Raw genomic sequence first — 12076 nt, forward strand, 5'->3', positions numbered from 1 at the left:
TATGACGAAAAAATGGCAGGTTGCCTCTTGTCAGGCGAGCCAGAGCCAGGCGATTGCACCCGTTCCAAGAACGATGCGGTACCAGGCGAAAGGCGAGAAGCCGTGCTTGCTGACATAGGCAACGAAAAGGCGGATCACCAGTAGCGCGGTGAGGAAGGCCGCCAAGAAGCCGAGCCCGATCTCGGTCCAGCTTATGAGCGCCTCTCCGCGGAGCAGGGCCGGTTCGTCGAATATCTTGACCGTGGCAGCCCCGAGCATGGTGGGCACTGCGAGAAAAAAGGAGAATTCCGCCGCGGTCTTCCGCCCGACGCCCATGGCCAGCGCGCCGAGGATGCTGGAGGCCGAACGACTCGTCCCCGGAATCATCGCCAGACATTGCGCCAAACCGATTGCCATGCAGACTTTCCACGAAAGCGCCGCCACCCCGGTATCTTCGCGCGCGGGGATGGTCTTTTCCAGAACGAGTATGGCGATGCCGCCGAGGACCAGCGCAATCGCAACCACCATGGGGCTGCCGAGCATGACATCGATGGCGTCCTTGGCCAGCAATCCGATGATCGCCGCCGGTACGAACCCCAGGAATATATTGCGAACGAAGCGCAGGGCTTCCGGTTGGCCGGTCAGAAAGCCGGTGCCCATGCGCCAGAACAGTGACCAGTACGACACCACCACTGCCAGGATGGCACCCAGTTGGATGACGATATTGAACTGGCGCCACTGCTCGGGATCGTAGCCGAAGAATGCCTGCGCCAGGATGAGGTGACCCGTGGAGGAAACCGGCAGAAACTCGGTCAGGCCTTCAAGTATGCCCAGCAGGATTGCGGTGATCGTATTGTCCATAGGGGCGCTCTCATGAAGAAAGGGCGGAGCAAGTCAACCGGCCTGCTCCGCCCTTCGCAATTTCCGAGCCTGAATGCTCTTACCAGATGCTGATCCGTTCCTCGGGCGGCAGGTAGAGATCGTCTTCCGGGGTCACGCCGAATGCTTCGTACCAGGCGTCCATGTTGCGCACGACGCCATTGGTGCGGAACTCTTCGGGGCTGTGGCTGTCGGTCCGCAGACGATTGCGATAGTTCTCTTCACGCTGCTGCGAACGCCAGACCTGCGCCCAGGCGAGGAAGAAACGCTGATCGCCGGTCAGACCGTCGATCACGGGCACATCCTGTCCTTCGGTGGCGATCTTGTAGGCCCGATAAGCAAGGCTGAGCCCACCCAGATCGCCGATATTCTCGCCCAGGGTGAGACGTCCGTTCACACAGGTTTCGCCATCGTCGAGCGGGCAGAACGCATTGTACTGTTCCACCAGCGCATCGCCGCGCTCGTCGAAAGCCTGCCTGTCGGCATCGGTCCACCAGTTGCGCAGTGCACCGGCAGCATCCGATTTCGAGCCCTGGTCATCGAAGCCGTGGCCGATTTCATGTCCGATCACGCCGCCGATCGCGCCATAGTTCACGGCAGGATCGGCACTGAGGCCGAAGAACGGCTGTTGCAGGATGGCTGCCGGGAAGACGATCTCGTTGAGCGTGGAGTAGTAATAGGCATTGACCGTCTGCGGCAGCATGAACCACTCGGTCCGGTCGATCGGCCCGCCAAGCTTCTCCAGATTGTCCTGCCAGTTCCATTCGGCAACCGCCATGCGATTGGCCAATGGGTTGGTGGTTATTTCAAGCCCCTCGTAAGTGTCGAGGTTGTCGCGATACCCGATCTTCGGCGTGAAGCTGTCGAGCTTGGCCCGCGCTTCTTCCTTGGTCGCTTCGCTCATCCAGGCGATTTCATCGATGCTCTGGCCCATGGCGATGCGCAGGTTTGCGACCAGTTCGTCCATCGCGGCCTTGTTTTCGGGCGGGAAATAACGCTCGACATAAGAGGCGCCGACAAGTTCGCCCAACTGGCCTTCGGTGGCGGCGATCGCCCGCTTCCAGCGGGGGCGCTGTTCGGGCGTGCCGCTGAGGGTGGTGCCGTAGAAGGCGAAGTTCGCATCATCGAAACGGGTCGGCAGGATCGAAGCGTTGTCGGTCAGGAATTCCTTGAGCGTCCACGCCTGCAGCACTTCGATCGGCGTATCCTGAAGCAGTTCGAACATTGCCGGGGTGCCGCCGCCGATCTTGGCCAGTGTTGCCTCGTCGAGACCAAGCTCTGCCGCACGTTCGGCGCTCGGCGGAATATCGCCGACAATGAAACGGTCGGTCGCATCGAAGCCCGAAGCGGCCAGCACCGGCGCAAGCGGGAATCCGTCGGCCAGTTCGGTCAGTTCGTCAGGCGAAAGGGCCGTATAGGTGAGGTCGCGATTGCGGCGCGTGGCGCGATCCCAGCTCACCTTGCGGGCGATGCTGTCTTCGAAATCATAGACCGCCTGCGCCATCGCGGCCGGATCGCCGAAACCCGCCTCGGTCATCAGGAAGGTCAGGTAATCGCGATACTTGGCCTGGATATCCCGGCCCTTCTCGGTTTCGTCGAGATAGTAGTCACGGTCGGGAAGGCCGAGACCGCCCGAGCCGAAATAGACCGAATAGCGCGTCGGCTCCTTGGCATCGACACTGACGCCGCCGCCGATGGGCGAAGCATAACCCGGCGTGCCCCACAATACGGCGAGGCTGGCAAGAGTATCCGCACCCTTGATTTCGTCGAGATAAGGCTGTGCCGGGGCGAGGCCCGCCGCATTGATCGCGTCCGTATCGAGATAGGCATTATAGGCATCGACGATGCGCTTCTCGTTCGCCGTCAGCGCAGCAGGGTCTTTCGAGGTGAGCTCGTTGATCAGGGCCTGGACGTCGGCAGTCGACTTCTCGCGCAGCAGGTTGAACGCGCCGAAGCGGCTGAATTCGGGAGGCAGCGGGTTTGCATCGAGCCACTTCTGGTTGGCATAGGCGAAAAAGTCGTCGCCCGGATCGATATCCTGCGACAGCGAAGCCGGATCGAAGCCCCAGTCGCCGAATTCCATCGTCGGCAGCGGGGTTTCTTCGGCGGCAGGCGCCGCGCTGGCCGTGTCCTGTGCGATGGCAGGTGCGGCAAAAGCCAGCACGATAGCCGACACGCCGGCGGTGAAAAAAGTCTTGCTCATGAATGCAGCCTCCGGAATTCGAACCGATCGGGCGCGCCCCTCGCGCGCATGCGACCTCGTGCAGGCTGGCTAGCAGATTTCAGGGAGGGGAGTCGCCGTTCGTCGGACGGCGCACGGACTTGGTCGAAGGTTCAGGCGGCCTCGTTGCCGAACTGGAGGCTCGCCAACCGCGAATAGAGCCCGCCATTGGCCGCCAACTGGTCGTGCGCTCCCTGTTCGACGAGCCGCCCGTCTTCCATCACCACGATCCGGTCGGCCGCACGCACGGTGGCGAGGCGGTGGGCGATTACCAGCGTAGTGCGGTCCTGCATCAAATGCTCGAGCGCGTCCTGCACCAGCCGTTCGCTTTCTGCATCGAGCGCACTGGTCGCTTCGTCGAGCAAGAGGATCGGCGCATTGCGCAACAGCGCCCGGGCAATGGCGATACGCTGCCGCTGGCCGCCCGACAATTGCGTGCCGTTCTCGCCAAGATAAGTATCGAGTCCATCGGGCAGGTTCTCGAGGAATTCGGTTGCATTGGCGGCCCGTGCGGCGGCCCAGATCTCGTCCTCGCGGGCGTCCCAGTTGCCATAGCGCAGATTGTCGCGCGCGCTGGCCGAGAACAACACGCCTTCCTGCGGGACGAAAGCGATCCGCTTGCGTATCTCGGCGGGATCGGCCTTGGTCAGCGGAATGCCGTCGAGACGGATCGTGCCCGCCTGCGGATCATAGAAACGCTCGGCCAGCTGGAAAATGGTCGATTTACCTGCGCCCGAGGGGCCGACGATCGCTACCGTCTCACCCGGCTCGACTTCCAACGTGAAATCGGTGAGGGCCGGACTTTCAAGCCGTGTCGGATAACGAAAGGTGACATTGCGAAACGACAGGCTGCCGCGTGGCGGACTGGGTAGTTCCTGAGGCTTTTCGGGCGCGCTTATGCCCGGCTCTTCGACAAGCAGTTCGGACAGCCTGCTCGCGGCCCCCGAGGCACGTAACAAGTCGCCATAAACCTCGGTCAGGGCGCCGAATGCGCCTGCGACTAGCCCGGCGGTAAGCACGAAGGCTGCAATGGTCCCACCCGAGATCGTTCCTTCATTGACGGCTTCCGCCCCGCGCCAGATCAGCATAGTGATGCCGCCGAAAACGAACAGGATGACACTTGCGGTGAGTGCCGCCCTGATGAGGATGCGGCGCTTGGCAACGGTAAAGGTGCGCTCCACCGCTTCGGAGAAGCGCGCATGCTCGCGTTTCTCCTGGTTGAAACCCTGGACGATCTTCATCGCCGACAGCACTTCGGTCACCATCGCGCCGATATCCGCCACGCGGTCCTGGCTCGTCCGGCTGACCTTTCGCAGCCTTCGTCCGAACAGGGTTATCGGCATTACGACTGCCGGGATGATCAGCAGCATGCCCATGGTCAGGCTGGGTACGAGATAGAACAGATAGATCGTTCCGCCGATCGCCACGAGCGTGTTCCGCAAGGCAACCGAGACGGTGGTGCCGACCGTGGTTTCGATCAGCGCCGTATCGCTGGTCATTCTGCTGGAAATTTCCTTGGGACTGTTTTCTTCGTAAAAGCCCGGAGCAAGCCGGAGGAGGTTTTCCTGAACCCGCATGCGCACATCGGCGATCACGCGTTCGCCTAGCCAGCTCACGAAATAGAACCTTAGCGCCGTCCCCAACGCCAGGACGCAGACGATCATCAGCAGATAGCGGAACCAGCGCCCCATCTGTTCGGGATCCCCGCTTGAACCGAAGCCGCTGTCGATCACCATCTTGAAACCGGCCGGTATCGCCAGGGTAGCAGCCGCCGTAATCACCAGCGCAACCAGCGCCATGCCAACATGGCCGGGATATTGCAGCATTGCGGCAAAAACCATGCGCAGCGGTTTAAGCGACCGTTTCTCGCCCCGCCGGCGCCGGAAGATCCTGCGCTGCGGCCTTGTCTCGGTTGAGGTCTCGTCCATCACCGCCCACCTAGTGCGCGCCTCGGGCAAAATCCACAGTGCAGGAGGCCCGTCGGCACTTTTACCCTATTTGTGCATTGCACAATCACGAACGCCGCGGCACACTCCGCCTCTTTGGACGATCCCGCACGCGACAACACAATTGGCGGGCCGCAGGGGAATACGATGCTCTATCACGCCTACGAACTACAACGCAGCTGGCTGTCGAGCGCCAGTACCTGGGCCTCGATCGGGTCCGAGATGCTTTCCAATCCGGCCCTGCCCTTCGGCTATATGGGCATGGGCCCGATGGCGGCGAGCGCGCTCGAGGTCTTTGCGCATGCGACCGCCACCTACGGCAAGCCTGCCTGGGGTATCGAAAGCGTGACCGTCGGACGCAAGGCGTTTCCCGTGGTCGAAGCAACGGTGCTCAACAAGCCATTCGGCGATCTCAAGCGCTTTCACCGCGAAGGCCTGCCCAAGGATGCACCGCGCCTCCTGGTCGTCGCGCCGATGAGCGGGCACTATGCCACGCTACTGCGCGGTACGGTCGAGCGGATGCTGGAAAACTACGTCGTCTATGTCACCGACTGGGCCGATGCGCGCAGCGTACCCTTGCATGAAGGGCATTTCGACCTCGACGACTACATGGACTATGTGATCGAGTTTCTCGAGCATATCGGGCCCAATAAGAACGGGGGGGGCGCACATGCGATGGCGGTGTGCCAGCCTTCGGTCCCGGTCTTCGCCGCGACCGCGATCATGAACCGCGACAAGCACCCCTGCGCGCCAAGGACGCTCACCATGATGGGCGGACCGATCGACACCCGCTGTTCGCCCACCAGCGTCAACGACATGGCAATGGACCGCCCGATCGAGTGGTTCCGCCAGAACGTGATCGCCACGGTGCCGATGCAATACCGCGGGCATGGCCGACGGGTCTATCCCGGCTTCATGCAGCTGGCCGGTTTCATGAGCATGAATCTCGGCAATCACATGATGAGCCATTACGAGATGTTCAAACACCTCACCGAAGGCGACGAGGCGAGCGCGCAGGCGACCAAGGATTTCTACGACGAATATCGCAGCGTGTGCGACATGACGGCGGAATTCTACCTGCAGACGGTGCAGGAAGTGTTCCAGGACCATTCGATCCCCAATGGCACCTTCATGCACCGCGGCAAGCGCATCGACCTCGGCGACATCACCGAGACCGCCCTGCTCGCCATCGAAGGCGAGCGTGACGATATTTCAGGCCTGGGCCAGACCCGCGCCGCGCTGGAACTGACGCCCAATCTCAATGCCGGAAAAAAGCGCTACTACATGGCCGAGGGCGCCGGACATTACGGCATCTTCAACGGCAGCAAATGGCGCGGCAAGATCGCTCCGGTGGTGGAGGAATTCATCGCTGCGCATGGGTGAGGTTCGCTCCGTCAGTCCGTGAACCACTGCATCGTCGCATGAGGCGATGTCGCTTCCGGAAAGCCTAGCAAGGTAAACGGCCTGTAGCCGATTTGCGATAGTCGACGCGAAGGCGTATGTTTCCCTCCTTCGAAAGGGTCGTTCGATGGGAGGAAGCCATGAGAAAATTCGACGCTTTCGCGGCAATTGCGATACTGAGTCTGACCGGGGCGTGCGACAGTGCAAACCGCGTGGAACCCGACGCGGAGAATGGCACCGAAGGCCAAGCCACCGTTGAGGCTGAAGACCAGACACCTCTTCAAAGCGCCATTTCCGCCGGTCCTGCCGACGTGACCGACAATGCGACGGTGATCGATGCGGATGGAAATGTCGTCCGTGAGGGGACAAACGGTTGGACCTGTATAGCGGAAACGCCCGGCATGGGGCCAATGTGTAACGACGAAACCTGGATGGCGGCGCTCGGTGCCCTACAGACTGGAAAGCCTTTCCCGACTGGCAATTTCGGGGTTTCCTATATGCTCGCCGGAGAGGGCGATGCGCCCGGAGTAAGTAATCTCGACCCTGCGGCGACCGAACCCACAGCCGACAATATGTGGATCAAAGACGGCCCCCACATGATGCTGATCCTCCCTGATCCGAGCGTATATGAGGGCATGTCGAACGACGTCTCGCAGCCGGTATATGTGATGTGGAAAGGGACGCCTTACGCGCATCTCATGGTCCGTATCGCATCACCGGAAGAGGAGTAACACTCACAGAGCTGAAAGACCTGCCAGTCTGCCGGGTGCTTGCCCGTCTATGCACACAATCGCTCCGCATGCCACGCCACATGCTCGCCCATGAAGGTCGATATAAAGTAATAGGAGTGGTCATACCCCTCCCACATGCGGATGTCGGCGCTTATGCCCGCCTTGGCGCAAGCCATCGATAGCAGGCCGGTTTTGAGCTGTTCCTCGAGGAAATTGTCTGCCGTGCCCTGGTCGACCAGCAGGTTGTCCAGCCGCGCACCATCCTCGATCAGCGCAACAGCATCATATGCGCGCCACGCATCGCGGTCGTCCCCGAGATAGCGCGACAAGGCCTTTTCGCCCCATGGCACTTTCGCGGGGGCGACGATCGGCGCGAAGGCACTAACTGAGCGGAAGCGGTCCGGATTGCGCAGGGCGGTGGTCAGCGCGCCGTGGCCGCCCATCGAATGGCCGGTGATGCCCTGGCGCCCCATGTCGGCGGGGAAGTTCGCGGCCACCAACGCAGGCAGTTCCTCCTCGATGTAGCTGCGCATCCGGTAGTGCTTCGACCACGGCTGCCGTGTCGCATCGACATAGAAACCCGCGCCCTTGCCGAAATCGTATTCGTCCTTGGCATCGGGCACATCGTCACCGCGCGGGCTGGTGTCGGGCGCGACGAAGATCACGCCGTGTTCGGCGCAGGCCGCTCGGTATTCGCCCTTTTCGGTGACGTTGGCATGCGTGCAGGTGAGGCCCGAAAGGTACCACAGCACCGGCAGCTTCGTTCCCTCGGCATGGGGCGGAACATAGACGGAGAAGGTCATTTCCGTCCCCGTCGCTTCCGACTGGTGCGACAGGACGAACTGGTCGCCGCCATAGGCCTTGTTCTGGGAAAGGTATTCGAGGTTCATCAACTGTCCTGTGAGGGAATGTCTGCAATGCGCGGCGCATGGCCCCAATGTTCGATCAGCCGCAAGCAATCCGCGCCGGACAGGCCGATGGTCGCGGTATTGCGAAGCGGGTGGACGTTGATCCGGCCCGCCTCGGCCAGTGTTCGGTCGAGAACCACGGCGATGCTGCCCGGCTCGGCGTTGATCGCACCCAGCGGAGTGACCGATCCGGGTTTAAGGCCCAGCAACCGCTCCATGTCGTCAGGCTTGCCGAAGCTCACCCGCTTGCAGCCGATGGCGGCAGGCAGCGCCTTGAGATCGACCCGCATTTCCGCCGGAACGGTGACCAGCCAGAAGGCGCCGCCCGCATCCTTCAGGAACAGGTTCTTGGTATGCTCGCCCGGGATGGCTTCCTTCACCCCGCGGCTTTCCTCGACCGTGAAGACGGCCTCGTGCTCGTGATGCTCGAAGGGGATCGCGAGCGCCCGAAGGTCCTCCCGCAATCCCGCTTCTCCGCGATGTCCCAAGCCGTCAGCCCGGACGGTGCATCGCGCAGACCTTGTTGCCTGCAGGATCGCGCAGATAGGCGAGGTAGAGCTTCATGCCGGCACCTTCGCGAATGCCCGGCGGATCTTCGATCTCGGTGCCGCCATTCTCGCTGCCGGCCTTGTGCCAGGCATCGGCCATTTCCGGGCTGTCGGCGGCAAAACCGATGGTCGATCCGTTGCCGCAGCTCGCCGGCTGGCCGTCGATCGGCTTGGTCAGCAGGAAAATCCCGCCATTATGCATGTAGATCACGCGGCCCTTGGGATCGATCTGGCCTTCGCGGCCGCCCAGCGCCTTGAAGCAGGCATCGTAGAACTTCTTCGAGGCCTCGATATCGTCGGCCCCCAGCATAACATGGCTGAACATAACTTCTCTCCTCATCGTCATTCCAGCGAAAGCTGGAATCTCTTTCAAATTCGCCGCGCGTTGCCGCGCCGGATCCCAGCGTCCGCCGGGATGACGTATTAATCGTAAACCACCACGCTGCGGATGCTTTCGCCCGCATGCATGAGGTCGAAACCCTTGTTGATTTCCTCGAGCTTGAGGACGTGGGTGATCATCGGGTCGATCTGGATCTTGCCGTCCATGTACCAGTCGACGATCTTGGGTACGTCGGTGCGTCCCTTGGCCCCGCCGAATGCCGTCCCGCGCCAGTTGCGGCCCGTCACCAGCTGGAAGGGGCGGGTCTCGATGGTCTTGCCCGCTTCCGCCACGCCGATGATGATGCTGGTGCCCCAGCCCTTGTGGCAGCATTCGAGCGCCTGGCGCATCACGTCGGTATTGCCGGTACAGTCGAAGCTGTAATCCGCCCCGCCGTCGAGCATTTCGACCAGCGTCGCCACCACATCGTCGACCTCTTTCGGATTGACGAAATCGGTCATGCCGAAATGTTCGGCATAGCTCTTCTTGTCCGGATTGATGTCGACACCGACGATGCGGTCGGCGCCCGACATCTTCGCGCCCTGAATGACGTTGAGACCGATCCCGCCCAGCCCGAACACCACCACATTGTCACCCGGCTTCACCTGCGCCGTGTTTACGACAGCGCCCACCCCCGTGGTCACGCCGCAACCGATGTAGCAACTGGTGTGGAAGGGCGCGTCCTCGCGGATTTTCGCCACGGCGATTTCGGGCAGGACGGTGAAGTTCGAAAAGGTCGAACAGCCCATGTAGTGATAGATCGGCTTGCCGTTGTAGCTGAACCGCGTCGTCCCGTCGGGCATCAGGCCCTTGCCCTGCGTTTCGCGGATCGCGCTGCACAGATTGGTCTTGCCCGAGAGGCACATTTTGCACTGGCGGCATTCCGGCGTGTAGAGCGGGATCACATGGTCGCCGGGCTTCACCGAAGTCACGCCTTTGCCGACCTCGCGCACGATCCCTGCGCCTTCATGGCCCAGCACGCTTGGGAACAGCCCCTCGCTGTCGAGCCCGTCGAGCGTATAGGCATCGGTGTGGCAGATGCCCGTCGCCTTGATTTCGACCAGCACTTCCCCGTCTTTCGGCCCTTCGAGATCGAGTTCGACGATCTCCAGCGGTTGCTTGGCTTCGAAGGCGACGGCGGCTCTGGTTTTCATATGAAACGAATCTCCTTTCGGGCTGGGGTAGTGAAGCTCCTGCGGCCCCGCAAGTTGCTTGCGGTTCATCGGTGCGGGTCTAGGATGCTCGCCATGATCAAGTCATTGATGTCGCTCGCCGCACTGACCCTTGCAGCCTCTTCCACCGCGCAGGAGGCCGAGGTGGCTCCGTCGCTGCCGGACCTTACCATGGAGCAGGAAACCGCGCTGCGTTGCGGCGTGGCCTTCGCACTGGTCCAGAACGGCAAGGTTGCAGGCGACGCCTCAGTGCAGGACTATCCCGAACCGGGCGAACGGGGCCGGGAATTCTTCGTGCGCACGACGGCCCAGCTGATGGAGCAGACCGGTGCGAATCGCGAAGCGGTCGGAATGCTGGTGATCCGTGAAGTGAAATCGCTGAAGAACGATCCGCAAGCTCTTCGCGAGATTATGCCAGCCTGCATGATGATGCTGGACGCTTCGGGGCTCTGAAGCGCGTTCAGCCCCGTGTCATTGGCGTTCGGGCATATCGTCCCGAATCGCGGAAAACCTGGGTGAAACCATGCGTAAACTTATACTCCCCGCCCTTGCCACCGTTGCCTTTGTCGCGCCGACTTCCCTGCTTGCGCAGGACGCCAGCGATGAAACTATTGTGGCGCTGGAAGAGCGGGAAAGCCCGTTCTCCGAAATGGCCGAACGGATGCGAGACCCCGAGAAGCAGCGCCAGATGGCGCTGATGCTGCGCACGATGAGCGAAGTGCTGCTCGACATACCGCTCGCCCCGTTGATGAACTCGGTGGGCGAAATCGCGGGCGAGGATGCGCCCAGGGTCGATCCGGACGCGACCTTGCGATCGGTGGCTCCGGAGGCAGACCGCGTGCCTGAGGAAATCGAAAAGAACCTGCCGCGCGCTCTCGATACGATGGGCTCGATGGCCGGCGCTTTCGAACAGATGATGCCCGCGCTCGAGCAGATGGCGGAACGGTTAAAGGACGCCGCGCCGCAAGCCGACTGACTTCACGCCGAAATTTTGGCGGACAGGTACGCCGCGATGTGGATTTTGGCGCGCGGGTGATGCATGGGGTGGGCCAGCATGTGGCAACTCCACCAATTCCCCTTGTGTCCCTTCAGCCGGAAGCTCCGCTTGCTCATGGGCGAGAAGTCGGTCGCCTATGAGCTGGTGCGCGAAAATCCCTGGGAGGGACGCGACGCTTTCTGGCAGCTCAATCCGGCAGGTCGCACTCCAGTGCTGCACGATGCTGCACGCCGGATCACCCTGTGCGACAGCCAGGCCATCTGCGAATTCCTGGAAGAGACTGTCGAACGCAATCCGATGATTTCGGGCAGCGCAACCCAGCGGGCCGAAATCCGCCGTCTGGTCGCTCTGTTCGACGAGAATTTCTACGCCGACGTGAGCGGGCCCGCCCTCAATGAGAAGATGAAGAAGCGAATTGTCCTGCGCCAGCCGCCCGACGGGCAGGTGCTGCGCCAGATGGGCCGGATGCTGCACGGCCATCTCGATTATATCGACTGGCTGGTCGACACGCGGCAATGGCTCGCCGGACCGCAATTGAGCCTCGCCGACCTGACCTGCGCGGCGCATCTCTCGGTTGTGGATTACCTCGGTGCGGTGGACTGGCGCGGACACGAACAGGCGCAGGGCTGGTACATGGTCATGAAAAGCCGCCCCAGCTTCCGACCGCTGCTGAGCGAGAAGATGGACGGGCTTCCCCCGCCGCGGGAATATGCCTCGCTGGATTTGTGACAAAGCCTTCTCTGCGGCTAGTTAGGCGCATGATGGACTTTTGGACAGTATTGCTGGTTTTTCTGGCCTTTTCGCCGATTGCCGTGTGGGGAATGGTCGGGCAGCTCGACTTAGGCCCTGTTGACAAACTGGATTCACAATCGCTGCGAGATGTGATTCAAGATAGCTTTTGCGGAGGTTATCTTG

At 61.7% G+C, this 12076-nt stretch carries 12 protein-coding genes; 5 read left to right on the forward strand and 7 right to left on the reverse strand.

What is annotated here, in order from left to right:
- Positions 1-30: 30 nt before the first annotated feature.
- The 3 genes from K3180_RS10655 to K3180_RS10665 all read right to left on the reverse strand — a co-directional run bounded on the left by K3180_RS10655 (position 31) and on the right by K3180_RS10665 (position 5007).
- Positions 31-840: an undecaprenyl-diphosphate phosphatase gene (locus tag K3180_RS10655; protein ID WP_221540711.1), complete on the reverse strand. Its 810-nt coding sequence runs from the start codon at positions 838-840 to the stop codon at positions 31-33.
- Between the two features lie 79 nt (positions 841-919).
- Positions 920-3061, reverse strand: a complete 2142-nt coding sequence (locus tag K3180_RS10660) for a M13 family metallopeptidase (protein ID WP_221540713.1) — start codon at positions 3059-3061, stop codon at positions 920-922.
- Positions 3062-3192: 131 nt separating this feature from the next.
- Positions 3193-5007 carry an ABC transporter transmembrane domain-containing protein gene (locus K3180_RS10665; RefSeq protein ID WP_221540715.1) on the reverse strand — a complete coding sequence of 605 codons (1815 nt, stop codon included), beginning with the start codon at positions 5005-5007 and terminating at the stop codon, positions 3193-3195.
- A gap of 165 nt (positions 5008-5172) precedes the next feature.
- Between K3180_RS10665 and K3180_RS10670 the strand changes: the two genes are divergently transcribed.
- On the forward strand, positions 5173-6408 hold the full coding sequence (locus K3180_RS10670) for a polyhydroxyalkanoate depolymerase (protein ID WP_221540754.1): 1236 nt from the start codon (positions 5173-5175) through the stop codon (positions 6406-6408).
- A gap of 158 nt (positions 6409-6566) precedes the next feature.
- Positions 6567-7157: a hypothetical protein gene (locus tag K3180_RS10675; RefSeq protein WP_221540717.1), complete on the forward strand. Its 591-nt coding sequence runs from the start codon at positions 6567-6569 to the stop codon at positions 7155-7157.
- A gap of 47 nt (positions 7158-7204) precedes the next feature.
- Here the strand turns inward: K3180_RS10675 and fghA are convergent, their stop codons facing one another.
- From fghA to K3180_RS10695, 4 genes are all read right to left on the reverse strand, one after another.
- Positions 7205-8047 (reverse strand): S-formylglutathione hydrolase, encoded by an 843-nt coding sequence (gene fghA / locus K3180_RS10680; protein ID WP_221540721.1) that lies wholly within the window; start codon positions 8045-8047, stop codon positions 7205-7207.
- Positions 8047-8529: a prolyl-tRNA synthetase associated domain-containing protein gene (locus tag K3180_RS10685; RefSeq protein ID WP_247710493.1), complete on the reverse strand. Its 483-nt coding sequence runs from the start codon at positions 8527-8529 to the stop codon at positions 8047-8049. The genes fghA and K3180_RS10685 overlap by 1 nt, the downstream gene beginning before the upstream one ends.
- Before the next feature lie 28 nt (positions 8530-8557).
- Positions 8558-8938 (reverse strand): VOC family protein, encoded by a 381-nt coding sequence (locus K3180_RS10690; protein WP_221540724.1) that lies wholly within the window; start codon positions 8936-8938, stop codon positions 8558-8560.
- Between the two features lie 98 nt (positions 8939-9036).
- Complete coding sequence (locus tag K3180_RS10695) at positions 9037-10146, reverse strand: S-(hydroxymethyl)glutathione dehydrogenase/class III alcohol dehydrogenase (protein WP_221540726.1); 1110 nt, start codon at positions 10144-10146, stop codon at positions 9037-9039.
- A gap of 93 nt (positions 10147-10239) precedes the next feature.
- Here K3180_RS10695 and K3180_RS10700 point away from each other — a divergent pair, with 93 nt between their 5' ends.
- From K3180_RS10700 to K3180_RS10710, 3 genes are all read left to right on the forward strand, one after another.
- Complete coding sequence (locus tag K3180_RS10700) at positions 10240-10617, forward strand: hypothetical protein (RefSeq protein WP_221540728.1); 378 nt, start codon at positions 10240-10242, stop codon at positions 10615-10617.
- A gap of 70 nt (positions 10618-10687) precedes the next feature.
- The gene (locus K3180_RS10705; RefSeq protein ID WP_221540730.1) at positions 10688-11140 is read left to right on the forward strand and encodes a hypothetical protein; all 453 of its coding nucleotides are present in this window, start codon (positions 10688-10690) and stop codon (positions 11138-11140) included.
- 78 nt (positions 11141-11218) lie between these two features.
- Positions 11219-11890 carry a glutathione S-transferase family protein gene (locus K3180_RS10710; RefSeq protein WP_221540732.1) on the forward strand — a complete coding sequence of 224 codons (672 nt, stop codon included), beginning with the start codon at positions 11219-11221 and terminating at the stop codon, positions 11888-11890.
- Positions 11891-12076: the final 186 nt, after the last annotated feature.

Source organism: Qipengyuania huizhouensis (assembly GCF_019711635.1).
Lineage (GTDB): Bacteria > Pseudomonadota > Alphaproteobacteria > Sphingomonadales > Sphingomonadaceae > Qipengyuania > Qipengyuania huizhouensis.

Excerpts from the sequence above, each read along its gene's own strand:
- K3180_RS10695 (WP_221540726.1), bottom strand. The coding sequence starts at position 10,146 with ATGAAAACCAGAGCCGCCGTCGCCTTCGAAGCCAAGCAACCGCTGGAG.
- K3180_RS10700 (WP_221540728.1), top strand. The coding sequence starts at position 10,240 with ATGATCAAGTCATTGATGTCGCTCGCCGCACTGACCCTTGCAGCCTCT.
- K3180_RS10690 (WP_221540724.1), bottom strand. The coding sequence starts at position 8,938 with ATGTTCAGCCATGTTATGCTGGGGGCCGACGATATCGAGGCCTCGAAG.
- K3180_RS10660 (WP_221540713.1), bottom strand. The coding sequence starts at position 3,061 with ATGAGCAAGACTTTTTTCACCGCCGGCGTGTCGGCTATCGTGCTGGCT.
- fghA (WP_221540721.1), bottom strand. The coding sequence starts at position 8,047 with ATGAACCTCGAATACCTTTCCCAGAACAAGGCCTATGGCGGCGACCAG.
- K3180_RS10705 (WP_221540730.1), top strand. The coding sequence starts at position 10,688 with ATGCGTAAACTTATACTCCCCGCCCTTGCCACCGTTGCCTTTGTCGCG.
- K3180_RS10655 (WP_221540711.1), bottom strand. The coding sequence starts at position 840 with ATGGACAATACGATCACCGCAATCCTGCTGGGCATACTTGAAGGCCTG.
- K3180_RS10670 (WP_221540754.1), top strand. The coding sequence starts at position 5,173 with ATGCTCTATCACGCCTACGAACTACAACGCAGCTGGCTGTCGAGCGCC.
- K3180_RS10675 (WP_221540717.1), top strand. The coding sequence starts at position 6,567 with ATGAGAAAATTCGACGCTTTCGCGGCAATTGCGATACTGAGTCTGACC.
- K3180_RS10665 (WP_221540715.1), bottom strand. The coding sequence starts at position 5,007 with ATGGACGAGACCTCAACCGAGACAAGGCCGCAGCGCAGGATCTTCCGG.
- K3180_RS10710 (WP_221540732.1), top strand. The coding sequence starts at position 11,219 with ATGTGGCAACTCCACCAATTCCCCTTGTGTCCCTTCAGCCGGAAGCTC.